Raw genomic sequence first — 24,475 nt, 5'->3', positions numbered from 1 at the left:
AGTATGAGGACTCCGCTCTTCCGGGGACTCATGCGCTTGCTGATCGTGCCGGTCGCCGCAACCGCGGCGGTGCTTGTGGCCGGCCCGCCCGGCGCACATGCGGCCACGGATGTCTCCCGGGTTGCCGAGGCGCTGCGCGATGATCCCGTCTACGTGGATCCCGCAGCCTCGGACCAGCTGTCGTCGGCCGACGCGGAAGCGCTCGCCGACAAGATCAAGGACGCCGACAAGCCGGTCTTCATCGCCGTCCTGCCGGCCGACCAACCGACCAGGAACCTGCTGCTGAACCTCCGCACGGAAACCGGTGTGACGGGCCTGTACGGCGTCCACGTCGGTGATCGCTTCGACGCGGCGGCCGACTCCTCGGTGATGTCCCGCCAGGCTGTGGACAACCTGGTCTCCTCGGTGCAGACCGCCGGCGACCCCAAGGCCCAGCTGAACGACTTCGTCGACTCGGCCCTGCGCAACGTGAACGGCACGGCACCGGCCAGTTGGAGCGACGGCGGGGGCGGCGACGGCGTGGACGCCGGCACTCTGATCGCCGTCGGCGCGGTGCTGGCGGCGGGCGGCGCGGGCGCGTACACGCTGGTCAGGCGCAAGCGGCAGCGCCGCGAGGCGGAGCAGCGGGCGGCGCTGGACAAGCTGCGGGTCGTGGTCGACGAGGACATCACCGCCTTCGGCGAGGAGCTGGACCGCCTGGACTTCCACCCGGGCGAAGCCGGCGCCGACGACGCGATGCGCGCGGACTACGAGAGCGCCCTGGACGCCTACGAAAAGGCGAAACGGCTGATGGACTCGGCCCGCAAACCGGAGGACGTCAAAGCAGTCACCCAGGCCCTGGCGGACGGCCGCTTCTCCCTCACCCAGCTGGCCGCCCGCCGGGCACACCAGCCCCTGCCCGAACGTCGGCCGCCCTGCTTCTTCGACCCGCGGCACGGCCCGGCGGTGGCCGACGAGACCTGGACCCCGCCCGGCGGCACCGCCCGCGAGGTCCCGGTCTGCGCGGCCGACCGAACCCGCCTCTCCGAGGGCCGCGACCCCGTGATCCGCGAGGTGGACACCGAGTACGGCCGCCGTCCGTACTGGGATGCCGGCCCGGCCTACGGCCCCTGGGCGGGCGGCTACTTCGGCGGCGGCATCCTCCCGGGCCTCCTCATCGGCACCCTGCTCGGCAGCATGATGGCCACGCCCGCCTACGCCGCCGACTACGGAGGGGGCGACGGTTACGGCGGTGGCGGCTACGAGGGCGGCGACGTCTCCGGCGCGGACTTCGACAGCGGGGACTTCGGCAGCGGATTCGGCGGTGGGGACTTCGGCGGTGGAGGAGGGTTCGACGGCGGCGGGTTCTGAGGAACCTCGTGTTCCGCCGCGGTCAAGGGGGCGGACACGAGCCCGGTCGGCACCGTGTCAGGCCAGCTCCCTCCCGGACGCGACGACGACGCCGTACGCGTCGGCTATGGCCGCCAGCGCGCTGCGGTGCAGCTCGTCGGCGGACACATCCACGATCGACCGGGTGGCGCAGGCGTCCGCGGGCACGGTCGGCTTGTTGCCGCGCAGGGCCGCGGACGCCGTCGTGTACGCGACGCACATGTGGGTCATGAACCCGGCGACGATCACGGTCTCGTTCCCCGCCTCGTCCACGAGCTTGCCGAGGTCGGTCCCGTGGAAGGAGTCCGGGGCCTGCTTGACGACCACGGACTCGCCCTCGATGGGCGCGACATCGGGGTGTATGCGGCCGTTCTCCGTGCGGATGTCGTACAGCGACCCCTCGCCGTCGTCGTGCTGGACGTGGATGACCTCGGCTCCTGCCTCGCGGGCCCGGGTCAGCAGATCCGACGCCGCTTCGAGGGCCGGCTTCCAGCCGGCGAGTTCCATCGCGCCGCGGGTGTAGGTGTTCTGGTAGTCGACGAGGATCAGCGTCGAGGACGCGAGGGCCGCAGGGGCGTCGTCGGCACCGCCGAGTTCGCGCAGCGTCTTGCTGGCCACAGGACTTCTCCAGGGGTTGGGGGACTTGGGGTTCCGAGGGCTCGTCGAACGAGGTGAACCGCTGCTCAACAGCCTGTTGAACGCGTATGCGACGCTATGGCCCGCACCGGGCTGTCGGCAATGACGCGCTGTTCGCAGAAACCGACACCCGCGTCCGCGCGCGAGGCAGGGGGGTACAGGGTGGGGGCCGTGAACCGGTTGATCGTGATCGTGCTGTTCGAGGGCGTCGACCTCCTCGATGTCACCGGCCCGCCGGAGGTGTTCTCCCTCGTCCGGCACGAAACCACCGACGGCGTCGGCTACGAGGTCGTCCTGGCCGCCGAGACGACCGCGCCGGTGACGACGGCGGCGGGCGTGCGGATCCTGCCCGATGCCACCTTTCACGAAGTCGCCGAACGGGCCATCGACACGCTCCTGGTCCCCGGTTCCGTCGAGGTGGACGGCGAGAGCCGCATCCACCCCGTCACCGACCCCTCCACGGTGGCCTGGGTGAAGGCGCTGGCCGGCCGTACCCGACGGGTGGCCTCGGTGTGCGTCGGCGCGCACATCCTCGCCGCCGCGGGGCTCCTCGACGGCAAGCGCGCCACCACGCACTGGTCGACCGCGCAGCGGCTCGCCGCCGACCATCCGGCGGTGCGGGTCGAACCGGATCCGATCTTCATCCGTGAGGAGGGCGAGATCTGGACCGGCGCGGGGATCAGCGCCTGTCTGGACCTGTCCCTGGCCCTGGTCGCGGAGGACTTCGGCGAGCAGGTCGCGCTGCGCGTCGCCCGCCAACTCGTGATGTACCTGAAGCGGCCCGGCGGGCAGTCGCAGTTCAGCGTGCCGTTGGAGCCGGTGTCCACGACCAGGCGCATCGAGGACCTCCGGCATCACATCCTGAACAACATCGACCAGCGCCTCACCGTGCCGGACCTGGCCGCGTACGCGCATGTCAGTGACCGCCAGCTGACCCGCATCTTCAAGTCCGAACTCGGCATGACGCCGCACGCCTACATCGAGTCGGCGCGGGTCGAGTTGGCCGGCAACCTGCTGGAGAGCACCGACGCCACGCTGGAGCGGGTCGCCACGGTCTGCGGGTTCGGCACGGTCGACACCCTCATCCGGGCCTTCCGCCGCCGGCACGCCACGACGCCGAGCGAGTACCGGGCGAGGTTCCGGGCCGCTCCGGTCCGGGTGACGGCCGAAACGGGGTGAGCGAGGCATGGGCGGCGCGGCGTGGCGCGGCACGGCACGGGCCCGGCGTCCGAAGACACCGGGCCCGTGGTGCTGCAAGCTCAGACGTGCGGGGAGGTCACAGGGACGACGCCGCGGAGGCGATCGCCGACGCGAAGGTGGAGACCTCGGTGTAGACGCCGGGGGCGTTCGGGCGGGCGCAGCCTATGCCCCAGCTGACGATGCCGACCTGGATCCAGGCGTTGCTCGCGTCGCGGCGGAACATCGGGCCGCCGGAGTCGCCCTGGCAGGTGTCGACGCCACCGGACGGGAAGCCGGCGCAGATCTCCTCGCTCGCGATGAGGCCGCTGTAGCCGCTGTAGGAGCGGCACTGGGCGTCGCTGACGAACGGCACGTTGGCCTTGAGCATGTAGCGCTGCTGGGCACCGCCCTCACGGGCCGCGCCACAGCCGGCCACGGTGAAGGTGCCGGTGTTGTACTGCGTGGTCGTGGCGATCTTCAGCGTCGGCAGGTTGATCGGCTGGGCGAGCTTGATGAGCGCCCAGTCCTTGCCGTCGCCGTTGTAGCCGGGGGCGCGGTACACGTACGTGGAGCGGACCTGGACGCGGCCGCTGGTGGACTGCAGGTCCACGACGCCGGCGGTGGCGGTGATGCTGGTGTTGGGGCCGGTCGCGCCCACACAGTGCGCGGCGGTGAGCACGATCTGCTGGGTGTAGAGCGCGCCGCCACAGCCCATGGAGAGCCGGACCATGAACGGGAACTCGCCCTGTGAGGCACGGGTTCCGCCGACGACGCGCGAGTCTGCGGCCTGCGCGGCCGAGACGGGCTGAAGGCTGACGATCGCGAGAGCGGCGGCGCCGAGGACCGCGCATCTCTTGAGGGCGGTGAGGAGCTTCTTCAACGTGATGCCTTCCGTGGGGGGTTGGACATGCGAACGTGGAGAGAGCACGGAAATGTCGGAGGCATGCCAAGCAAGGGGAGAACGCTCTGCTGACATGCGCCGGTCAATTCCTTTGCTGGATTATGGGAATCCTGTGACCGCCCCCACAAGGGGCCAATTCCGGCCATGCCGGGTTCAGGGCCCCGGCCCGTTCCGGCAACGCCCGCTCAGTCCCCGCGCCTCCCGTCCGAGCCCTCGTCGCGCGCGTACCGCTCCCCGGCGGCGTGCCACCAGCCGGGCGGGGGCGGCCCGTTGACGACGGACGTCGGCTGACCCGGATGCAATCCGAGCCGCCACAGGGCATCGCCGGCGACATGGACCGTGATCCACGCCCGCCAGTGCCCGTCGGCCCCCGGCGCGCACACGCGATCCCAGCGGACCTCACCCGCCGCGAACGGCATCCAGTCGACGCCGCGCTCCCGCAGTCAGGCGCGCAGGGCGGCCAGGGGGTGCAGGAGCGGCTTCTCGATCTCGTACGAGGAGACGGCGACCCATGGGCGAGGGGGGCGGGGCGTGTTGGTCACCAGAAACCCCAACAGGGAACCCGAAGTCGAAGGTGAAGACGAAACGGCACGTCGAACGGCCGTCCGGCGGCGGAGTGAGCCCGGAAGCGGACGTGAGCGCTGATCAGAGGGGCATCACGAGCGGTCACCGGAGAGCCGGTGGCCGGAGTCTGGCGGCTTCGGGGCTGGACACGCGGGCAGGCTATGCGGGACCTGCTGAGGGGAGTCACCGGTTTTCGGGCGCGGCCGGACGGTACGCGCACGGGATGTGCCGCCCCCGCGATGCACGATGACGACGGCGGCGAGTCCGACGACCAGGCCGATCGCGGTCTGCGCACCGAAGTGCTCGCCGAACATGAACGCTCCCCACACCGCAGTGACCGGCGCCATGAGGAACATGAGGGTGTTGACCTTGGTGACTCCGGAGCGCCGCAGGATCATCCAGTACAGCCCGTACCCACCGAACGTGGACAGCACCACGAGCCAGCCGATCGCGGCCCAGAAGCCGGCCTCGGCGGGCGGCACGGCCGCTCCGGTGCCGACGGCGAACGCCGTGAACAGTACGGCGCTGGTGGCGCAGTGGACGGTGAGCGCCACCGCGGGCGGAACGGGCGTACGGGAGCGGCTTTCGAGGAACGTGGCCGCCACCAGCGAGAGCATGCCGAGGAACGGGATGAGATAGGCCCACGCGGCAACGCCGGTCGCCGCCGTCGCGTCGGCCATGGTGACGATGACGACGCCGCTCACCCCCAGGCACAGTCCGAGCCACTGCCGGCGTGAGACGTACTGCCGCAGCAGCGGCCCGGCCAGCGCACCGGCGACCAGGGGCTGGACGCCGTCGATCAGAGCCGTGGTGCCACTGGAGACGCCGAGCTGGATGGCGTAGTAGACGGTGAGCAGATAGCCGCTCTGCGACAGCGTGCCGATCACGGCCTGACGCGTGATGTCCCGCCGGGTGAGACCCCGCCACGACGCGCGCCCCAGCACCGCGGCCACGACGACCAGGATCACGGCGAGCGGCAGGAACCGCCACATCAGGATCGTCACCGCGGACGCGCTCCCGGCGCCGAGTTTGGCCCCGATGAACCCGGAGCTCCAGCTGAGGACGAAGGCGATGGACAGCAGGGCGTTCACGCCAACCACATCCAGTAGACAGATCGGTATACCTACCTTGCGCCAGCGAGTATACAGATCGGTATACTCGGATGCCATGGGCACCGCAGAGCAGCAGCCGCAGCGCGTCACGATGACGCGTGCCGCACGACGCATCCTGGAAGCCGCCGAGCGGCTGTTCTACGAGCGCGGCATCCACGCCGTGGGCGTGGATCTCATCGCCGCGGAGGCGGGGGTGACCAAGAAGACCCTCTACGACCGCTTCGGCTCCAAGGAGCGGATCGTCGTGGAGTACCTGGCCGGCCGCGACGAGCGCTGGCGGGCCTTCCTCGCGCAGTACCTCGACGACCACCTCGACACGGCGCACGCCACCCCGCGGGCGCGCGTCCTGGCGGTTTTCGACGCCTCACGCGCGTGGTCGGCGGAGTACGGCTCCAAGGGATGCAGCATGGTCAACGCGCACGCCGAGATCAGCGACCCCGTCCACCCGGCCTACCCGGTCATCGCCGGGCAGAAGGAGTGGATGCTCGACCTGTTCACCCGTCTCGTCCGGGACATCGCCCCGGACGACGCGGACCGCATGGGCCGGACCCTGATGCTGCTCCACGAGGGAGCGCTCGTCGCCCACGGTCTGAACACGTTCCCGGACCCGATCGCGCACGCCCGCGACCAGGCGGCAGCCCTCCTGTAGCTACCAGAGGGCGGCAATGCCCCCATCGCGCGCCTGGGCCCGCTGCGAAGGTGAGCGATCAAGACCCCCGGCCTAGACTGAAGGCGGCACGGGGGAACGGGAACCGACCCGGGAGGACGCGATGTTCCGGCACACCCGACTGCCAGGAGAATCCGCCGAGTACCTCGCCGCCCGCGAGGAACTGCGCCTCGCCGAGATCGAGTTGATGCGTCAGGGCGAGGAGGTCGCCGCCCGCCGCCGCGCGCTCCCGCCGGGGCCGCCCCTCGACGACTACGTCTTCCTGGAGGGCCCCGCCGCCCTCGACGCCGGCGACGAACCCGTCCGCGAGGTCAGGCTGAGCGAGCTGTTCACGGCCCCCGAACGGCCGCTGCTCATGTACCAGTTCATGTATGGCAAGGCGGATACCGACCCCTGCCCGATGTGCACCATGTGGATCGACGGCTTCAGCAACATCGGCCACCACGTCACGCGCAATGCCGACTTCGTCATTGCGGCGGCCGCCGACCCGCCCGTCCTTCGGCAGCACGCCCGCGACCGTGGCTGGCACCGGCTGCGGCTGCTGAGCTGCGGCGACAGCACGTTCAAGTACGACACGGGCAGCGAGGACAAGGACGGCGCACAGGACTCCACCGTCTCCGTGTTCACCCGCGACGGCGACGGCACGCTCCGCCACTTCTACTCCGTGCACCCCCGCATGTCCGACGACATCGACGAGCGGGGCATCGACCTGCTGGCCCCCGTCTGGAACCTCCTCGACCTGTTGCCGCAGGGACGCGGCGACTGGTACCCGAGCGTTGCCTACTGACCCCGGGATCGGGGCCGGTGGAGGACACTTCCTGACCTACTTCGCCCCTACGTTGACGTCATGAGCCCGCACCGCGACCCGGAACCCCGTGCCTTCGCCACCGCCGACGCCCTCGGCACCTGGCTCGCGGAACACCCCGCCCCGCACCCCGGCCTCTGGGTCAAGGTCGCCAAGAAGGACTCCGGCATCCCTTCCGTCACCGCCGCCGAGGTCAACGACGTGGCCCTGTGCCACGGATGGATCACGGGGCAGCGCAAGGGACTCGACGCGTCGTACTTCGCACAGCGGATCACCCCGCGCCGGCGCGGCAGTCTCTGGTCGATGGTCAACGTCCGGCGGGTGGCGGAACTGACTGAAGAGGGGAGGATGCGCCCCTCGGGCCTCGCCGAAGTGGACGCCGCGAAGGCGGACGGGCGGTGGGAGGCGGCGTACGAGTCGCAGCGCAACGCCGAGGTCCCGGGCGAGCTGGCCGCGGCCCTGGCGGAGAACCCTCGCGCCGGGGCGGCCTTCGAGCGGCTGGGCAGGACCGACCGCTACCAGCTCATGCTCGGCCTCCTGCGCGCTCGGACCCCGCAGAGCCGGACCGCTGAAGTCGCCGCGATCCTCAGGCAGTTGACACAGCGCCGGTGAGTGACGGGCTCACCGGCGCTGTCGCATCGCGTCGCGTAGTGTCGCGTGGCCTCAGAGAAGGCTCACGCGTTCTTGATCGCCGAGATGTCGAAGTTCAGCTTGATCTTGTCGGAGACCAGCACGCCACCCGTCTCCAGCGCCGCGTTCCACGTGAGACCCCACTCCGAGCGCAGGATCTCCGCCTTGCCCTCGAAGCCGACGCGCTCGTTGCCGAACGGGTCCTTCGCGGCGCCGTTGAACTCCAGGTCGATGGTGATCGGTTTGGTGGTGCCGAGGATCTCCAGGTCACCGGTGATGCGGTAGTCGTCGCCGCCGAGGGACTCCGCCTTGGTGGAGCGGAAGGTCATCGTGGGGAACTCCTCGATCTTGAAGAAGTCCGCGCTCTTGAGGTGCCCGTCGCGGTCCGCGGACCCGGTGTCGATGCTGTCCATCTTGACGTCGATCGACGCCTTGGACGCGGCCGGGTCGGCGCCGTCGAGCTGCAGCGAGCCGCTGAAGTCGAGGAACTTGCCCTTGACGTTGGTGACCATGGCGTGCCGGACGGTGAAGCCGATGGTGGAGTGGGCCGTGTCGATCGTGTACTCGCCGGTCAGGGTGGTCAGGTCGGGGTTCGCCATGACGTGCTCCTTAGGAATGAGTGGGCCTTGCAGCCAAATGTTGAATCTTGAACTACATAACGCGACCGACCGTAGACCTATTCCGTTCGAGATTCAACATCATCCCCAAGGTGTTGGCGTGATTACTCTGAGGTGGTAGATGCCCATGACATGACCACTCAGCGCACCGGGCTCACCAGACCCACCCGCCGAGCCGTCCTGCTCGCGGCGGCGCTCCTGGCCACCGCCGCTCCCGCCGCCCGCACCGACTCGGCCGACGCCTACGACACCCTCCGCCTCCGCTGGCTCGACATCGCCCTCGGCACGGGCTACGACCCCGCGGCGGAGCCGTACGCCGCGCGGCTGGCCGAAACCGGCACCCTCGCCCGCGGCTTCCGGGCCACCATGGCCCCCACCCCCACCTCCCTGTGGCCCGGTCACCCCTACGACCCGCCCGCCGGCATCACCCAGAGCTACAGCCGCCTGTGGACGATGACCCAGGCCTACGTCCAGCAGGGCACCGGCTCCACCGCCGACCCCGCCCTCCTCGCCGACGTCCTGCGCGGCCTCGACCACCTCTCCACCACCGTCTACAACCCCTCCACCACCCGCTACGGCAACTGGTGGGAATGGCAGATCGGCAGCCCGCGCCTGCTGACGGACATCACGGCTGCCCTGTACGACCACCTCGGCCAGGCCCGGATCGGTGCCGCCTGTGCGGCCGTCGACCACTTCATCCCGGACGCGATGCTCACCGACTACTCCGGCACCTCCACCGGCGCCAACCGCGTCGACCTGTGCCGCAGCGTCGCCCTGCGCGGCATCCTCGGCCGGGCCCCGGCGAAGATCGCGCTCGCCCGTGACGCGCTCTCCCCGGTCTTCCCGTACGTCACGAAGGGCGACGGCCTCTACGCCGACGGCTCGTTCGTCCAGCACACCTGGGTCGCCTACTCCGGCACCTACGGCCAGGTCCTCCTCGACGGCCTCGGCCGCCTCTTCGCCCTGCTCGCCGGATCCGAGTGGCAGGTGACCGACCCGAACAGGCAGATCGTCCTCGACAGCGTCGAGCGGGCCTACGCCCCGCTCGTCCACGACGGGTTGATGATGGACAGCGTCAACGGCCGTGCCATCAGCCGGGGTTACCTCAAGAGCGACGACCGGCACGTGATGCGCAGCGACCACTTTCACGGTCAGGGCATCATCGCCGCCATCGCCCTGCTGGCGGGCGGTGCGAGCGCTGCGGAGCGGGAGCGCTGGTCCGGCCGCGTCAAGGGCTGGATCGAACGGGACACGGTCACGCCGATCTTGACTGCCCGTCAGTTCGGGGTGGCCGACCTCGCCCGGCTGCACAACGTCGCCGAGTCGCCGGCCGCTGCAGCCCCCGACCCGGTCGGCCATCACCTCTTCGCCGCCATGGACCGGGCCGTCCACCGCCGCCCCGGCTTCGTCGCGAACATCGCCATGGCCAGTGACCGCATCGCCCACTACGAGTGCGGCAACGGCGAGAACCCGCGCGGCTGGCACACCGGCGCGGGGATGCTCTCCTGGTGGGCGCCGGGCCGCGGTGATCAGTACACGGACTGGTACTGGCCGACCGTCGACTGGTACCGCCTCCCCGGTACGACCGTCTCCAGCAAGCGCCTTCCCGACAAGGCCGGCGGCGAGTGGGGCGAGCCCAGGCCCGACGTGCGGTGGGTCGGCGGCGCGACGGACGGCGAGTACGCGGCGATCGGGCAGCACCTGAAGGGCCTCGGCTCGACCCTTGAGGCCCGCAAGTCGTGGTTCTGCGCCGCGGACGCCGTGATCTGCCTCGGAGCCGGCATCACCTGCGCCGACGCGGTCCCCGTCGAGACCGTCGTCGACAACCGCAACCTGGGCGAGGGCGGCACCCAGGCCTTCGTACGCGGCCCCGGCTGGGCCCATCTGGAGGGCCACGGCGGCTGGGTGGTGCCGTACGGCGAACTGCGCACGCTGCGCGAGGACCGCACCGGCGCCTGGGCCGACATCAACACCACCAGCACGGCGGAGCGCCGCACCCGCCGCTGGCAGACCCTCTGGCTCGACCACGGAACGGACCCGACGGACGCGACCTACGTCTACGTCCTCATGCCCGGTGCCGGCCGGCACCAGGTGGCGGCCCGGGCCGCCCAGGGCGCCCGCTGGCTGTCGGTCCTCGCCAACGACGGCGCGTGCCAGGCCGTCCACGTCCGCTCCCTGGGCCTCACCGCCGCCAACTTCTGGCAGCCGGGTACGGTGGGCCCGCTCACCGCCACCGCCGGCGCGAGCGTGCTGCTCCGCCGCCGGGGCCGTACCGCTACGCTCTGCGTGAGTGAGCCGCCGCGCTCGGGCGAGCCGCTGGAGATCACCTGGGACCACCCCGTACGCCGGGTCCTGCGTACGGACGACTCGGTCGAGATCCTCTCGACGGGACGCCGGCTGAGGGTCCGCGTCACTCCGGGGATGGTATGCGCGACCCATCGATGTGAGGTGGCTCTCGCCTGACGGCTTTGTGCGACCCCAACAACCCGCACGCCCTCTGAGCAGTCAGAAGGGCTGCATGCCGCGAGGGTTCTGTTCAGTGGTACCAGGAAATGGCTCCGGAGACTGTACGGAGTCAACGGCTCGCTTTCCTCGGTGTCCTTCGTAAGGTCGCTACATGACCGTTTTGGATGAGGCACCGGGTGAGCCGATCGACGCCCGCGGGCGGACCGCCGAGCTGCACGAGATCCGTGCGCAGGCGCTGGCCGGCCCGAGCGAGAAGGCGACCACGGCGCAGCACGCCAAGGGCAAGCTGACCGCCCGGGAGCGCATCGAGCTGCTCCTGGACCCGGATTCCTTCCGGGAGGTCGAGCAACTGCGCCGGCACCGGGCCCAGGGCTTCGGCCTGGAGTCCAAGAAGCCGTACACCGACGGTGTCATCACCGGCTGGGGCACGGTGGAGGGCCGCACGGTCTTCGTCTACGCCCATGACTTCCGCATCTTCGGCGGCGCGCTGGGCGAGGCCCACGCCACCAAGATCCACAAGATCATGGACATGGCCATCGCGGCGGGCGCTCCGCTGGTCTCGCTGAACGACGGCGCGGGTGCCCGTATCCAGGAGGGCGTCTCGGCGCTCGCCGGCTACGGCGGCATCTTCCAGCGCAACACCAAGGCGTCCGGCGTCATCCCGCAGATCAGCGTGATGCTCGGCCCGTGCGCGGGTGGCGCGGCCTACTCGCCCGCCCTGACGGACTTCGTGTTCATGGTCCGCGAGACGTCCCAGATGTTCATCACCGGCCCGGACGTGGTCAAGGCGGTGACGGGCGAGGAGATCACCCAGAACGGCCTCGGCGGCGCGGACGTGCACGCCGAGACCTCCGGCGTGTGCCACTTCGCGTACGACGACGAGGAGACGTGCATCGCCGAGGTGCGCTACCTGCTCTCGCTGCTGCCCCAGAACAACCGTGAGAACCCGCCGCGGGCGGAGTCCACGGACGCGCCGGACCGCCGCAGCGACATGCTCCTCGACCTGGTCCCGGCCGACGGCAACCGGCCGTACGACATGGCCAAGGTCATCGAGGAGATCGTCGACGACGGCGACTACCTGGAGGTCCACGAGCGCTGGGCGCGGAACATCATCTGCGCGCTGGCCCGCCTCGACGGCCAGGTGGTCGGCATCGTGGCCAACCAGCCGCAGTCCCTCGCCGGTGTGCTGGACATCGAGGCATCGGAAAAAGCTGCGCGCTTTGTCCAGATGTGTGACGCTTTTAACATCCCGATCGTCACTTTCCTGGACGTTCCCGGGTTCCTTCCGGGTGTCGACCAGGAGCACGGCGGAATCATCCGCCACGGCGCGAAGCTGCTCTACGCCTACTGCAACGCGACCGTCCCCCGGATCTCCCTGATCCTGCGCAAGGCGTACGGAGGCGCGTACATCGTCATGGACAGCCAGTCCATCGGTGCCGACCTCACCTATGCCTGGCCGACGAACGAGATCGCCGTGATGGGCGCGGAGGGTGCGGCCAACGTCATCTTCCGCCGCCAGATCGCCGAGGCCGAGGACCCCGAGGTCATGCGGGCCCGCATGGTCAAGGAGTACAAGTCCGAGCTCATGCACCCCTACTACGCGGCCGAGCGTGGCCTGGTGGACGACGTGATCGACCCCGCGGAGACCCGCGAGGTGCTCGTCAAGTCCCTGGCGATGCTCCACACCAAGCACGCCGACCTGCCGTCCCGCAAGCACGGCAACCCCCCGCAGTAACCCACCGGTACCCCTGCGGAAACCTCTCTCACGGAGACTGACACCCATGAACCTCCCTGATATCCGCGTCGAGAAGGGCCACGCCGAGCCCGAGGAAGTCGCCGCCATCACGGCGATCCTGCTCGCGCGTGCCGCCGCCCGGCCGACCGACGCCACCCCGGCCCACCGCGGCCGCGCCAAGGCCGGCTGGCGCCGCCTGGAGCGCGAGCCCGGTTTCCGGGCGCCTCACAGCTGGCGCTGACCTCAAGAGCATGAAGAAGGGCCCCTCTCCGAGAGAGGGGCCCTTCGACGTCCCTGGGGGCTTAGGGGCGCGGGGACTGCGCGAGGACCACCGACTGCCCGCAGACGGCCTACGACCGTCCGAGGCAGCCCGGTGGCCGCACGTCCACTACCGCAAGCGAGCCATCAACGCGTGCTCCACGAGAGTGATCAGCGCCGACTTCGCGTCCGCCCGGTGCCGGGCGTCCGTCGTGATGATCGGGGTGTCGGGGCCGATCTGGAGAGCCTCACGGACCTCGTCCGGGTTGTACGGCTGGTTGCCGTCGAAGCCGTTGAGGGCGATCACGAAGGGCAGACCCGAGTTCTCGAAGTAGTCGACCGCCGGGAAGCAGTCGGCAAGGCGTCTCGTGTCAACGAGGACGATCGCACCGATGGCGCCGCGCACCAGGTCGTCCCACATGAACCAGAAGCGGTCCTGGCCGGGCGTACCGAAGAGGTACAGGATCAGGTCCTGGTCAAGGGTGATACGACCGAAGTCCATGGCGACCGTCGTGGTCGTCTTGTCTCCGGTGTGGGTGAGGTCGTCGATGCCTGCCGAAGCAGACGTCATGACGGCCTCGGTACGCAGCGGGTTGATCTCCGAGACGGCCCCGACGAACGTGGTCTTACCCACGCCGAAGCCACCCGCCACCACGATCTTCGCCGAGGTAGTGGAGCGGGAAGGACCGCCGCTAGAGCTTGCGAAGTCCACTGAGCACCCTTTCGAGCAGTGTCACGTCTGGCTGGCCGCCGGCGTTCTCGTCGCCGCCGGGCTGATGGATGGCGACCAGGCCCGCTTCCGCCAAGTCGGCGACGAGGATCCTGGCCACGCCGAGAGGGATCGTCAGGAGGGCGGAGATTTCCGCCACCGACTTGATCTCGCGGCAGAGGTTGCAGATCCGCTGATGCTCGGGCAGCTGGCCCTGCATCTGGTGCGGCTGCGCGGTGGTGTGCACCAGTGCCTCGATGGCGAGCTGGTAGCGGGGGCGCGTCCGGCCGCCGGTCATGGCGTACGGGCGTACCAGGGGGTTGTTCGCCGCCCCGGCGGGCGCCGGCTCAGGGGCGCGTCGCTGCGGCTGCACCGGCTGGATGCGCGGCGCCGGCGGCTGGTCGTACGGCGAGGGCCCGGGTCCCTGCGGGGCGTACGGCTGCCGCTGGCTGGGCGTGGAGGGGAAGTTGTACCGGTTCCGGGAACCGTCGCCATGCCCCTGGCCAGGGCCGTACGACCAGTTGCCCGATGATGAACCGTCTGGGGGTGTTGCCACTTTCTCTCCTCCTCCGACTGTGCCTGGCACCCATCATGTGGAGCCGCGTCCCGAAACCTTACGGCCACGGGACGCCAAAACGCACCGACTGTCTGTTAGTTGAGCAGGCTGCCCTGGAGCTCCGCACGCAGATCCGGCGTGAGGACGGTACCGGCACGGTCGACCAGAAGCGCCATCTCGTACCCGATGAGGCCGATGTCCGCCTCGGGATGTGCGAGAACTGCGAGCGAAGAACCGTCGGAGACGGACATGATGAAGAGGAATCCGCGCTCCATCTCCACAACCGTCTGGTTCACGCTGCCACCCTCGAAGATGCGGGAGGCGCCTGCCGTCAGGGACGTCAGACCGGAGGCGACGGCCGCGAGCTGGTCGGCGCGGTCGCGCGGGAAGCCTTCGGACATCGCCAGAAGGAGTCCGTCGGCGGAGACCACCACCGTGTGCGACACCCCGGGGGTGTTGTCCACGAAGTTGGTGATCAACCAGTTCAGGTTCTGTGCCGCCTGGCTCATCGGGCTCACACTAACGCTCCTGGTTGTAGGTGCTGTCAGGGCCGAAGCCCTGGCCGTTCGTTTCGCTGTTTGCGGTGCGTCCCCGCTGGACACCGCGGCGCAGATTGCTCAGCCTGCCCCGGACGTCCTCGGGAGCGCGGGAGATCTGCGGACCTCCCTGGGGGGTGGTCTCAGCGGCTCCCTCGACCAGGTTGGCCTTGGGTACCCGCCTCGGCAGACCGGAGGAGGTGACCCCACCCGCCTTGGGCTTGCGGAGCTGCGAGGCCTGCTGCCAGCGGTCGTCGTTGGCCGAACGCCAGCTGTTGTCGCCGTTGCTCTCCGGCGTCGCCGGGGCCGACGGTTCCTGTCGCGCGGGCCGTGCGCCGTTGCTGCCGCTCGCGCCGGATCCGCGGCGGGGGAGCCCGGCGTCGGTCATTGCGTGGGCGGCGGAGGAGGCCGGTCCCGGACGGTCGAAGCCTACGCGGTCGCGCTCGTTCGAGTCAGCGGCCTGCGCAGATTCCGTTTCCGGAGCGTACTGGTCCTGGTAGCCGTTGCGGTAGCCGTTCTGCTGCGGCCAGTCGTCCTGGTGACGCCGCTGCTCGAAGGCCGGGAAGGACTCCGGGGCGGGGGCGCTCGGAGCCGCGGGCTCCTCGCGGACCGGCTCCGCATAGGAGGGCTCGGGGTAGCCGCCGGACGAGAAGGTGTCGTTCTGCTGCGGGCCACCGTTCGGCGCGTAGTACGTGTTGTCGTACGACGCCCGCTGGGGCTCCTCGTACGCAGACCGCTGCTGCTCCTCGTACGACGTCTGCCGCTGCTCCTCGTACGACGGCTGCGGGTCGTACCCGCCCGGCTGCTCGGGGAAGCCGTTGCGACCGTCGTAGGCCGGCTGACCGGTGAAGTCGTCGTATCCGGGCGCCTCGGGGTTGTCCGGGCCGTGGGACTGAGCCTCCAGGGCCGCGCGGCGCTCCTCGCGCATCAGGGAGCGGCCCACCGGGTCCAGGTCGCGGAGATCGTCCGGCACCTCGGTGTAGCGGCTGTCGTCGAAGCCCAGCTCGGCGGCCGTGCGCAGCGGCGGGCTGAAGCTCTCGCCACCCTGGAAGTTCTGCTCCGGGATGATCTGCGAGACGGTGAACTGGTCCTGGGACGGCTGTTGCTCGCCGCCACCGCCGTGCGTGATGGCGTCGGGCAGCATGACCAGCGAGGTCGTGCCGGCCTGCTCGCCGGAGGGGCGCAGCTGGACGCGGATGCCGTGCCGGTCGGACAGCCGGCCGACCACGAACAGGCCCATGCGCTGGGATATCGCGGCGTCGACGGTCGGCGGGTTGGCCAGCTTGTGGTTGATGTCCGCGAAGTCCTCGGCGGTGAGGCCGATGCCCTTGTCGTGGATCTCGATCATGATCCGACCGTCGGGGAGACGGGTGGCGGTCACGCGAACCTTGGTCTGCGGGGAGGAGAACGTCGTCGCGTTCTCCAGCAGCTCGGCGAGCAGGTGCACGAGGTCGGTCACGGCGCGGCCGTGGATCTCGGCCTCCGGGACGCCCGACAGCTCGATGCGCTCGTACTGCTCCACCTCGGAGGAGGCGGCGCGCAGCACGTCGACCAGCGGGACCGGCTGGTCCCAGCGGCGGCCGGGCTCCTCGCCGGCGAGGACCAGGAGGTTCTCGCCGTTGCGGCGCATACGGGTCGCGAGGTGGTCCAGGCGGAAGAGGTTCTCCAGCTGGTCCGGGTCGGCCTCGTTGTTCTCCAGGTCGGTGATCAGGGTCAGCTGGCCCTCGATCAGCGACTGGTTGCGGCGCGACAGGTTGGTGAAGATCGCGTTGATGTTGCCCCGCAGCAGGGCCTGCTCGGCGGCGAGCCGGACGGCCTCGCGGTGGACCTGGTCGAAGGCGCGGGCGACTTCGCCGATCTCGTCGCGGGTGTTGATCGGGATGGGCTGGACGCGGGTGTCCACGCGGCCCGGGTCGGTGCGCGAGAGCTGGTCGACCAGCATCGGCAGGCGCTGCTCGGCGATGCCGAAGGCGGCGTTGCGCAGCTGGCGCATCGCGCGGCTCATCTGGCGGGCGACCATCCCGGCCAGGATGAACGCCGCGAGCAGGGCGACCACGACGACGGCACCGGTGATCAGCGCGTCGCGCTTGGCGTCGTCGGAGATGACGGAGGCCTCGTTCACCGCGGTGCCCGCGAGGTCGTTCTCGATGTCGCGGTACGCGTTGTACTTGAGGGTGTTCACCGCCCACCAGTTGTCCCTGGTGACGCCCTGCGAGGCGAGGGCCTGGCGGTCACTGGGGTCCGTGGAGGACAACTGCGCGATGGCCGAGACCATCGCGTTGTCCTTGGTGGGCGGCGGGACGTAGTCCGGGTTCTTCTGCCTGGCCGCCGCCGCCAGGGCCGCGCCCTCGGCCTTGATGTCCTTCGTGGCCTGCACCAGCTTGGCGTTGTCCGCCTCGGTGCCACCGCTCTGGTACTCCTGGATGGCGATGCCCTCCAGGTAGGCGTACGACGACAGGGCGACGCGCTGCTTGGCCAGGTCGTCGGCCTTGGGACCCGGCTGGGTCAGCATGTGCATACCGATGGAGCGCTGCAGCGAGAGCGCGCCCTTGGTGAGCGAGATGGCGTAGACCGTACGGCCGTAGCTGGTGATGTTTCCGGTGCCGAGGCCCAGCTCGTTGGAGAACTCCAGCAGTCGGTGCTCGACTTCGACGTAGCCCTCTTCGGTGTCCACGCCCTTGAGCTTGCTGGTGTAGGCGGCCGCGCGGAGCTTGGTCAGCTCCGGCTCGACCTCACGGAAGCGGTCCAGACGGCGGACCAGGTTGGGCCGGTCCGGCATGTTCTGGGCGGCCTCGTCGAAGGCGTCGGCGGCCTTGTCGGTGATGTCGCGGGCCTTGACGACCGTCGGGTCGTCCTCGCCCTTGCCCGCCAGCAGGGGCGCGGCGGTCTGGTCGCGCTCCTCCAGCAGAGCGTCGCCGTAGGTCAGGGCGGCGGCGACCAGACGCGCGGTGTTCTCCGCGTCCTCGGCCTCCTGCCAGGTGTCGATCGAGCTCTTCACCTGGAAGCCGCCCATGACGAGGCCGACCATCACGGGTATGAGCAGGATCGCGTTCAGCCGGGTCGGCACGCGCCAGTTGCGCGGGGAGAGACGGCCGCCGCTCGGGGCCGGCGTGGCCGTTGGTTCCGATCCGGGCACATGGGCGGGCGCCGCTCCGCGCGGCGGCGGGGTGAAGTTGCCCCGGGCCGACGGCTCGGGACTGCTCTTGCTTCGCCTCACTCGACCAACAACCTTCCGGCGGGGTCGGCACCTACGTATGTGCCGCTGTGTCTCAGAGCCCAGTTCGTCATCGAGTACGTAGCACTGCTGAGTACGTCTTTGACTATTAGGCAGTTCTCGCATTCCAGCACGTCGGCCTGCGCTCTTCCAAACAGTGGAAGTCGAGGATTCCGCATGATGTAAGCCCTAGATAAAACGGTCATAAAGAGCGAGCCCCGTCAAAAGACGGGGCCTTTGTGCGCGCAGCGAGACCGCTTGACCGCGACGAGTGGCCGTACCACCCGATTCCTCTGCCGAAACGTTATGAACAACGAAGCCGACCGTGTCAAAGGCCACAGTCGGCTCCGGTACATCTACGACAACTGCCGTATGACGTTCCCGACTTGCGCTACCGCAGCCGGGCCATCAGTGCGTGTTCGACCAGCGTGATCAGCGCGCTCTTGGCATCGGACCGGTGTCGGGCGTCGGTGGTGATGATCGGCGCATCCGGGCCGATCTGCAGCGCCTCGCGCACCTCGTCGGGTGTGTAGGGCTGGTGTCCGTCGAAGCCGTTGAGGGCTATGACGAACGGGAGCCCGCTGTTCTCGAAGTAGTCGACCGCCGGGAAGCAGTCGGCGAGACGGCGGGTGTCCACCAGGACCACGGCGCCGATGGCACCGCGCACCAGGTCGTCCCACATGAACCAGAAGCGGTCCTGGCCGGGCGTACCGAAGAGGTACAGGATCAGGTCCTGGTCCAGGGTGATACGGCCGAAGTCCATCGCCACCGTGGTGGTGGTCTTGTCCCCGGTGTGCGTGAGGTCGTCGATGCCCGCGCTGGCGGACGTCATGACGGCCTCGGTGCGCAGCGGGTTGATCTCCGAGACGGCGCCGACGAACGTGGTCTTGCCCACGCCGAAGCCACCCGCCACCACGATCTTGGCGGAGGTGGTCGCCCGACCCGGTTCAGAGCTTGCGAAGTCCACTGAGCACCCTTTCGAGCAGCGTCACGTCCGGAGCGCCACCGTTGTTCTCGTCGCCACCCGGCTGGTGAATGGCGACCAGGCCGGCCTCCGCGAGGTCCGCCACAAGGATCCTGGCCACGCCCAGCGGCATGGAGAGGAGCGCCGACACCTCGGCGACCGACTTCACCTCACGGCACAGGTGGCAGATGCGCTGGTGCTCCGGGAGAAGTCCCATGAGCGCTGCCGGGTCGGCCGTGGTGCTGATCAGGGCCTCGATGGCCAGCTGGTAGCGCGGCCGGGTCCGGCCGCCGGTCATCGCGTACGGACGAACCAGCGGCTCGTCGCCCTCATCCTCGTACGGCTCCGCGTACGGATCATGAGAGGCGGTGGGCGGGGTCATGAATCCTCCGGGCTGGGACAGCAAGTCGGTCAGTCAAGCCGTCTGGTGAGGGCCAGTGGGGGGATTGTGGCGGCCGGACGGTGATTTGGTGAGACGGGTGGATCCGGGGGCGATCAGTGGAGCAGACTGCCTTGGAGCTCGGCGCGCAGGTCCGGTGTGAGCACCGCGCCCGCGCGGTCGACCAGCAGCGCCATCTCGTAGCCGACGAGGCCGATGTCGCACTCGGGGTGCGCCAGGACGGCGAGGGACGAACCGTCCGAGACGGACATGAGGAAGAGGAATCCCCGTTCCATCTCCACGACGGTCTGGGCCACGCTGCCGCCGTCGAAGATCCGCGACGCTCCCGCCGTCAGCGAGGTCAGGCCCGACGCGACGGCCGCCAGCTGGTCGGCTCGGTCGCGCGGGAAGCCCTCCGACATCGCCAGCAGCAGGCCGTCCGCGGACACGACGACGGTGTGGGACACACCCGGGGTGTTGTCCACGAAGTTGGTGATCAACCAGTTGAGGTTCTGTGCCGCCTGGCTCATCTGGCTCAACTAATGCTCCTGCTGGTGAGTGGGGTTCGGGAAGCTGCCGGTCTGGCCGTTACCGACCTGGCGACCTTGCGCGATACCCCGACGGAGATTGGTCAGCCGACCGCGTACGTCATCAGGCGCACGCGAGATCTGCGGACCGGCTTGGTGCTGTTGCTGCTGAGCCGTGCCCGGGACGAGGTTCGCCCGGGGGACCCGGCGCGGCAGACCGGAGGTGGTGACCCCGCCGGCGGCGGGCTGCCGGACGCGTTCCGCCTGCCGGACGAGGTCGTCGTTCGGCGAGCTGCGCCAGGAGGTCGATGCGCCCCGCTGGGGAGCGGAGGACGGCTGCGGAGGCGCCGCGGGAGCCTGGGGTTCCCGCGGAGCGGAGGCCGGAGCCTGGCCGTTCGTCTCGGGCTGCTGCCCCTGCGGACCGCCGTGGAACCAGTTGGTCTCCAGCGTGTCGTACAGCGGGGTACGCCCGTCACCGGGACCCGTCGCCGGCGGCAGCGCCTCGGGCTCCTGCCGCGCGGGCCGCTGCTGCGGACGCTGCGGGGCCGGGGGCTGCGCGGCGCCGTAGCCGGAACCGCCGCCGTACGTGCCGCCGGCCTGCGGCCGCTCGAACTGTCCGGTGGAGTCCGGGTTCTGGCGGCCGGGCGCGGCGTGCTGGCCCGTGGAGCTGTTGTCGTAGCCCTGCGGGGCGGGGAACTGGCCCGTCTGCGACGCGTTGTTCCGCCCGCCCTGCGGGTTGCCCTGGGGCCGCTGGAACTGTCCGGTGGAGTCCGGGTTCTGGCGGCCGGGCAGGGCGTGCTGGCCGGTCGAGCTGTTGTCGTAGCCCTGCGGGGCGGGGAACTGGCCCGTCTGCGACGGGTTGCTCTGCCCGCCACCCGTGGAGCCGAAGACGTCCGAGCGGACGAACTGACCCGTGCTCTGCGGGTTGTACGAGCCCGGCGAGGTGGCGTCGAAGTCCGGGCGGGGGAACTCGGAGGCCGAGCCCGTGCCCTGACGGTCGTCGATCCGCGGCATCCGGGAGGTCTGTGCGGAGTCCTCGTCGTGCCCGCGCGGGGTGTCGAGCGAGGCGCGCGGCACCGGCGGCTGCGCGTTCTCGTCGCTCCAGCTGGGGCGGGAGGGCTGGCTGCCGCCCGGCAGCTCGGCACGCGGGCCACCGCGCGGCGGCAGCTGCGGCTGACGGCCACGACGGCCCTTCTCGGCGGGCGGGTTCTGCTGTGATGAAGTCCCGACCGGGCGGGACTGCTCACGACCGGAGCCGCCACGGGAGCCGCCGAAGGCGTCCTGGCCGCCGCCGAACGGATCCTGACCCGTGCCGGCGGCCTGCAGCCCCTGCGGGGCACCCGGAGCCTGGCCGCCGAACCCGGCACCCGCACCGGCGGGAGCCGGCCGGCCCTGCGACGGCGCGCCCGGACCCTGGGGTCCACGCGGTGCACCGGGGCCACCCGGAAGTCCGCCACCGTCACGCCCCGGCAGAGCGGCCCGCGGTCCCTGACCGGCACCGAGCAGGCCCCCGCCGGACGCACCGGCACCGAGCGCACCGCCCGCGGCACCACCCGGCGCGCCCGCGCCGAGGGAGCCGCCGCCGGCCGGGGCCTGGCGACGGGCGGCAGCCACACCGGCAGCGGCCTGCGCTGCGGCCGGGCCACCGGGACCGCCCGGACCGGGCTTGCCCGGAGCGGGCTTCTTGCCGCCCTGGGCGACATCGACGGGGAGCATGACCAGCGCGGTCGTACCACCGGAGTCGGACGGGCGCAGCTGGATGCGGATGCCGTGCCGCTGCGACAGCCGGCCGACCACGAAGAGGCCCATGCGGCGGGAGACGGAGACGTCCACGGTGGGCGGCGAGGCGAGCCGCTCGTTGATCGCGGCGAGGTCCTCGGGGGAGAGGCCGATGCCGGTGTCGTGGATCTCGATCAGGACGCGGCCGTCGGGCAGCGCGTGACCGGTGACCTTGACCTTGGTCTGCGGGGAGGAGAACGAGGTGGCGTTCTCCAGCAGCTCGGCGAGCAGGTGCACGAGGTCGTTGACGACCCGGCCGGCCACTTCGGTGGTCGGCACGGAGGACAGCTCGATGCGCTCGTACTGCTCCACCTCGGACGCGGCGGCGCGGAGCACGTCGACCAGCGGGACCGGGCGGGTCCAGCGGCGGCCGGGCTCCTCACCGGCGAGGACGAGGAGGTTCTCACCGTTACGGCGCATGCGCGTCGCGAGGTGGTCGAGCTTGAACAGGGAGGACAGCTGGTCCGGGTCGGCCTCGCGGGACTCCAGTTCGGAGATGAGCGAGAGCTGACGCTGGATGAGGCCCTGGGAGCGGCGCGAGAGGTTGGTGAACATCGCGTTGACGTTGCCCCGCAGCAGGGCCTGCTCGGCGGCGAGGCGGACCGCCTCGCGGTGCACGTCGTCGAAGGCCGCGGCCACCTGGCCGATCTCGTCCCGGGAGTGCACACCGACCGACTCGACGGAGGTGTCGACGTCCTGCGGGTCCGACTCCGACAGCTGCTTGACCAGCTCGGGCAGACGGTCCTGGGCGACCTTGGTGGCGGTCTCCTCCAGGCGGCGCAGCGAGCGGATCATGGAGCGGGCGACCACGAAGGCGCCGACCAGCGAGACACCGAGCACGATAAGGATCAGCGCACCGGAGATGATCGCCTCGCGCTCCGACTCGTTGCGCAGCTCGCGGGCCTTCTGCTCCATGTCCTCCAGCAGCGTGGTCTCGATGGCCCGCATCTGCTGGATCTTGGTGGTGCTGTCGTCGACCCAGTCCTTGTAGGAGCGCTTCTCCAGGTCGTCGAGGGCGTTCGGGTTGCCGAGGGCACGGGTGGCGTACTTGTCGCTCGCCGTGATCGTCGGGTTGCCCTTCTCGATCGACTGCAGCAGGTCGGCGGCGCCCTGGATGCCGTAGATGCTCCGGAAGCTCTTCAGCTCGGAACGCTGGCTCGTCAGGGCCGACTCGGCGTAGAGCCGGTCGTTCTCGGAGAGACGGCCCGCGGTGTCGTTGCTCGCGGGCAGCGCGGCGGCGAGGGCGGCGCGCTGGATGGACGCGTACTCCTTGGCGGTGGAGAAGGCCGCCAGGGCGCGCGTGCTCTGGATCATCTCCGGGTTGCTGGTCGCCTCCGCCATGTCCTGCGAGAGACCGAGCAGGTTGGTGATCAGGCGGTGGTAGGCCTCCACGGTCTGCGTGGAGTTCTGCTTGGCCTGGTAGGCGGTGTTGCGGATCTTCGCGATGTCGCTCAGGTCGCCGACGAGCTGGACGAGGTTGTCGCGGACACCCTTGAGGTTGCCGTCCTTGCTGCTGTCGTCGATCTCCTCGGACGCCTCGATGAAGCTGTCCCTGGCCCGGTCCGTCTTGTCCCGGTAGCCCTTGACCGTGTAGTCCGTCGCCTTGGCGCCGTGCGCGAGCGGGCCGGCGGACTGGTCGCGCTCCTCCTGGAGCGCCGCGGCGAGCTCGGTGGCCCGCTTGGTCATGTCCGTCAGCAGCTTCATGTTGTCGAGCTGCTGGATGTCGTCCATGTTGTCGCTGATACGCAGGGCGCCCAGCGAAGTGGCCGCGACCACGGGGAGCGTCAGCAGCGCCACCAGACGCGTGGAGATGCGCCAGTTACGCAGGGCTATTCGCGCGCCCGGACCGGTGGCGGACCTGGGGGCCTTCTTCGGCGGCGGGGGCGTGGCAGCGCCGGCCGTCCCCGGAGAGGCCGACACGGCGGGGCGCCCGGAGCGCTCACCGCCGTCGACGGACACGGCCGGGCCCGGGTTCTGGGCGTGCTGGGGCGAGGGACCTCGGTCGGTCCCGCCGTGCTCCGGCTCCGCCGAAGCGCTGCCATCCCTCTTGAAACGTCCCTGCACTAGCGTCGCAACCTCTGGACCAGGCGCCCCTCCGCGTGAACGGACGGACACGGTGTCGGCGTATTGGAGAGCGTCCTGAACACGCTCCCTGATGGTCGTGAGTGACCGGCGCTGGCTCCCCCTTCTCGCCGCCGCACGGCGCTCGATGCGCCCCCTGTGCGCCGGCTCGATCCTGCGGCGGTCCGTGGAATTCCAGCACAGTGCCGGATCTCCAACAAGGCCCGTAGGTCTAGCCGTGACATACGTGACACCACGTGATGGCGAGATTACCTGCCGTAGAAACTTATCCCGTCCATATCGGACTTTTACCCGCGAGCTGCTCGGGCGCGGGAGGTGTCCCAGTCGCCATGATCAGGAGCGGAATGAGGGCTTCAGGTGGCCAATGTCCGTTTCGTGGGGGTGAATTACGGGCCTGAATTGCCCGATTTGTCCGCAGAGTCGTGAGCAAACTCACACGCGAAAGGCGGGGTCTGCGCGGCCGTGGAGGGGAATCCCAGGTTTAGCCCGCGCTTTACATGATGTAAGACTTTGACAAACCGCGCCTGCGTGAGGCCCCCCGCCTCCACCGGCGCCCGGACACGACAGGGTCACGTACAACCGTGAAGACGACGATGATGTTCCACAACATAGCCAACCCGCGGCGCACGACGCTGGCGCACCTCGAGGACGCCGACGCCCTGCAGAGCCCGGAGCAGGAGCACTCCGTCGACCTCCCGACGCAGACCGCGAACCCCCGGCGCACCATCCTCATGGAGGTCCCCGCCACGGCCTCCGTCGCGCTGTAGTACGCGCACCGGCCCCGGATCGTT

22 protein-coding genes are annotated in these 24,475 nt (G+C 70.2%); 9 read left to right on the top strand and 13 right to left on the bottom strand.

The genetic code is table 11. The features are described 5' to 3' along the window. Positions 1-3 precede the first annotated feature (3 nt). Positions 4-1,350: a hypothetical protein gene (locus tag OHO27_RS11960; protein WP_328423049.1), complete on the top strand. Its 1,347-nt coding sequence runs from the start codon at positions 4-6 to the stop codon at positions 1,348-1,350. Positions 1,351-1,407: 57 nt separating this feature from the next. Here OHO27_RS11960 and OHO27_RS11955 read toward each other — a convergent pair whose 3' ends face one another. Continuing rightward, a complete protein-coding gene (locus OHO27_RS11955; protein WP_328423047.1) occupies positions 1,408-1,986 on the bottom strand; it encodes a cysteine hydrolase family protein in 579 nt (192 codons plus the stop codon). Positions 1,987-2,166: 180 nt separating this feature from the next. Here OHO27_RS11955 and OHO27_RS11950 point away from each other — a divergent pair, with 180 nt between their 5' ends. After that, positions 2,167-3,183 (top strand): GlxA family transcriptional regulator, encoded by a 1,017-nt coding sequence (locus OHO27_RS11950; RefSeq protein WP_328423045.1) that lies wholly within the window; start codon positions 2,167-2,169, stop codon positions 3,181-3,183. 97 nt (positions 3,184-3,280) lie between these two features. Here the strand turns inward: OHO27_RS11950 and OHO27_RS11945 are convergent, their stop codons facing one another. The 3 genes from OHO27_RS11945 to OHO27_RS11935 all read right to left on the bottom strand — a co-directional run bounded on the left by OHO27_RS11945 (position 3,281) and on the right by OHO27_RS11935 (position 5,739). After that, entirely contained in the window at positions 3,281-4,063 is a 783-nt protein-coding gene (locus tag OHO27_RS11945; protein WP_328423043.1) for a S1 family peptidase, read from the bottom strand. A gap of 206 nt (positions 4,064-4,269) precedes the next feature. Further along, positions 4,270-4,503, bottom strand: coding sequence for a hypothetical protein (locus tag OHO27_RS11940; protein ID WP_328423041.1), 234 nt, complete (start codon positions 4,501-4,503; stop codon positions 4,270-4,272). A gap of 237 nt (positions 4,504-4,740) precedes the next feature. After that, entirely contained in the window at positions 4,741-5,739 is a 999-nt protein-coding gene (locus tag OHO27_RS11935; RefSeq protein ID WP_328423039.1) for a DMT family transporter, read from the bottom strand. Positions 5,740-5,815: 76 nt separating this feature from the next. Between OHO27_RS11935 and OHO27_RS11930 the strand changes: the two genes are divergently transcribed. From OHO27_RS11930 to OHO27_RS11920, 3 genes are all read left to right on the top strand, one after another. Continuing rightward, positions 5,816-6,409 (top strand): TetR/AcrR family transcriptional regulator, encoded by a 594-nt coding sequence (locus OHO27_RS11930; RefSeq protein ID WP_328423037.1) that lies wholly within the window; start codon positions 5,816-5,818, stop codon positions 6,407-6,409. A gap of 121 nt (positions 6,410-6,530) precedes the next feature. Then, complete coding sequence (locus tag OHO27_RS11925; protein WP_328423035.1) at positions 6,531-7,214, top strand: DUF899 family protein; 684 nt, start codon at positions 6,531-6,533, stop codon at positions 7,212-7,214. Positions 7,215-7,274: 60 nt separating this feature from the next. After that, on the top strand, positions 7,275-7,844 hold the full coding sequence (locus OHO27_RS11920) for a YdeI/OmpD-associated family protein (protein WP_328423033.1): 570 nt from the start codon (positions 7,275-7,277) through the stop codon (positions 7,842-7,844). 62 nt (positions 7,845-7,906) lie between these two features. On the opposite strand, the gene OHO27_RS11915 is transcribed toward OHO27_RS11920, so the two are convergent. Further along, the gene (locus OHO27_RS11915; protein WP_328423031.1) at positions 7,907-8,461 is read right to left on the bottom strand and encodes a YceI family protein; all 555 of its coding nucleotides are present in this window, start codon (positions 8,459-8,461) and stop codon (positions 7,907-7,909) included. Between the two features lie 150 nt (positions 8,462-8,611). On the opposite strand from OHO27_RS11915, the gene OHO27_RS11910 reads away from it, so the two are divergent. From OHO27_RS11910 to OHO27_RS11900, 3 genes are all read left to right on the top strand, one after another. Then, positions 8,612-10,942: a polysaccharide lyase 8 family protein gene (locus OHO27_RS11910; RefSeq protein ID WP_328423029.1), complete on the top strand. Its 2,331-nt coding sequence runs from the start codon at positions 8,612-8,614 to the stop codon at positions 10,940-10,942. A gap of 154 nt (positions 10,943-11,096) precedes the next feature. Further along, positions 11,097-12,680, top strand: coding sequence for an acyl-CoA carboxylase subunit beta (locus OHO27_RS11905; protein WP_328423027.1), 1,584 nt, complete (start codon positions 11,097-11,099; stop codon positions 12,678-12,680). Between the two features lie 46 nt (positions 12,681-12,726). Continuing rightward, positions 12,727-12,921 carry an acyl-CoA carboxylase subunit epsilon gene (locus tag OHO27_RS11900; protein WP_328423025.1) on the top strand — a complete coding sequence of 65 codons (195 nt, stop codon included), beginning with the start codon at positions 12,727-12,729 and terminating at the stop codon, positions 12,919-12,921. Between the two features lie 147 nt (positions 12,922-13,068). On the opposite strand, the gene OHO27_RS11895 is transcribed toward OHO27_RS11900, so the two are convergent. From OHO27_RS11895 to OHO27_RS11860, 8 genes are all read right to left on the bottom strand, one after another. Next, complete coding sequence (locus tag OHO27_RS11895; RefSeq protein ID WP_026248371.1) at positions 13,069-13,650, bottom strand: GTP-binding protein; 582 nt, start codon at positions 13,648-13,650, stop codon at positions 13,069-13,071. After that, positions 13,631-14,203 (bottom strand): DUF742 domain-containing protein, encoded by a 573-nt coding sequence (locus tag OHO27_RS11890; protein ID WP_328423023.1) that lies wholly within the window; start codon positions 14,201-14,203, stop codon positions 13,631-13,633. Before OHO27_RS11890 ends, OHO27_RS11895 begins: the two co-directional genes overlap by 20 nt. Before the next feature lie 95 nt (positions 14,204-14,298). Further along, positions 14,299-14,712, bottom strand: coding sequence for a roadblock/LC7 domain-containing protein (locus OHO27_RS11885; RefSeq protein WP_005479603.1), 414 nt, complete (start codon positions 14,710-14,712; stop codon positions 14,299-14,301). Positions 14,713-14,722: 10 nt separating this feature from the next. After that, positions 14,723-17,956, bottom strand: a complete 3,234-nt coding sequence (locus OHO27_RS11880; RefSeq protein WP_328423021.1) for a sensor histidine kinase — start codon at positions 17,954-17,956, stop codon at positions 14,723-14,725. 388 nt (positions 17,957-18,344) lie between these two features. Further along, positions 18,345-18,920 (bottom strand): GTP-binding protein, encoded by a 576-nt coding sequence (locus OHO27_RS11875; RefSeq protein WP_030948707.1) that lies wholly within the window; start codon positions 18,918-18,920, stop codon positions 18,345-18,347. Beyond that, positions 18,901-19,299: a DUF742 domain-containing protein gene (locus OHO27_RS11870; protein ID WP_328423019.1), complete on the bottom strand. Its 399-nt coding sequence runs from the start codon at positions 19,297-19,299 to the stop codon at positions 18,901-18,903. The genes OHO27_RS11875 and OHO27_RS11870 overlap by 20 nt, the downstream gene beginning before the upstream one ends. A 113-nt stretch (positions 19,300-19,412) precedes the next feature. Continuing rightward, positions 19,413-19,826 (bottom strand): roadblock/LC7 domain-containing protein, encoded by a 414-nt coding sequence (locus tag OHO27_RS11865; RefSeq protein WP_093910158.1) that lies wholly within the window; start codon positions 19,824-19,826, stop codon positions 19,413-19,415. Positions 19,827-19,835: 9 nt separating this feature from the next. Further along, positions 19,836-23,666, bottom strand: a complete 3,831-nt coding sequence (locus OHO27_RS11860) for a sensor histidine kinase (RefSeq protein ID WP_328423017.1) — start codon at positions 23,664-23,666, stop codon at positions 19,836-19,838. Positions 23,667-24,265: 599 nt separating this feature from the next. On the opposite strand from OHO27_RS11860, the gene OHO27_RS11855 reads away from it, so the two are divergent. Then, positions 24,266-24,451: a hypothetical protein gene (locus OHO27_RS11855; RefSeq protein ID WP_328423015.1), complete on the top strand. Its 186-nt coding sequence runs from the start codon at positions 24,266-24,268 to the stop codon at positions 24,449-24,451. The last annotated feature ends 24 nt before the right edge of the window (positions 24,452-24,475 follow it).

This window comes from Streptomyces sp. NBC_00443 (genome assembly GCF_036014175.1).
Taxonomy (GTDB): Bacteria; Actinomycetota; Actinomycetes; order Streptomycetales; family Streptomycetaceae; genus Streptomyces.
This window is presented reverse-complemented; position numbering and strand designations above follow the sequence as displayed.

What these genes read in the sequence shown, in the direction of transcription:
- OHO27_RS11920 (WP_328423033.1), top strand. Translation starts at nt 7,275, where the DNA reads ATGAGCCCGCACCGCGACCCGGAACCCCGTGCCTTCGCCACCGCCGAC.
- OHO27_RS11900 (WP_328423025.1), top strand. Translation starts at nt 12,727, where the DNA reads ATGAACCTCCCTGATATCCGCGTCGAGAAGGGCCACGCCGAGCCCGAG.
- OHO27_RS11905 (WP_328423027.1), top strand. Translation starts at nt 11,097, where the DNA reads ATGACCGTTTTGGATGAGGCACCGGGTGAGCCGATCGACGCCCGCGGG.
- OHO27_RS11925 (WP_328423035.1), top strand. Translation starts at nt 6,531, where the DNA reads ATGTTCCGGCACACCCGACTGCCAGGAGAATCCGCCGAGTACCTCGCC.
- OHO27_RS11960 (WP_328423049.1), top strand. Translation starts at nt 4, where the DNA reads ATGAGGACTCCGCTCTTCCGGGGACTCATGCGCTTGCTGATCGTGCCG.
- OHO27_RS11910 (WP_328423029.1), top strand. Translation starts at nt 8,612, where the DNA reads ATGACCACTCAGCGCACCGGGCTCACCAGACCCACCCGCCGAGCCGTC.
- OHO27_RS11940 (WP_328423041.1), bottom strand. Translation starts at nt 4,503, where the DNA reads ATGCCGTTCGCGGCGGGTGAGGTCCGCTGGGATCGCGTGTGCGCGCCG.
- OHO27_RS11885 (WP_005479603.1), bottom strand. Translation starts at nt 14,712, where the DNA reads ATGAGCCAGGCGGCACAGAACCTGAACTGGTTGATCACCAACTTCGTG.
- OHO27_RS11930 (WP_328423037.1), top strand. Translation starts at nt 5,816, where the DNA reads ATGGGCACCGCAGAGCAGCAGCCGCAGCGCGTCACGATGACGCGTGCC.
- OHO27_RS11870 (WP_328423019.1), bottom strand. Translation starts at nt 19,299, where the DNA reads ATGACCCCGCCCACCGCCTCTCATGATCCGTACGCGGAGCCGTACGAG.
- OHO27_RS11865 (WP_093910158.1), bottom strand. Translation starts at nt 19,826, where the DNA reads ATGAGCCAGGCGGCACAGAACCTCAACTGGTTGATCACCAACTTCGTG.
- OHO27_RS11915 (WP_328423031.1), bottom strand. Translation starts at nt 8,461, where the DNA reads ATGGCGAACCCCGACCTGACCACCCTGACCGGCGAGTACACGATCGAC.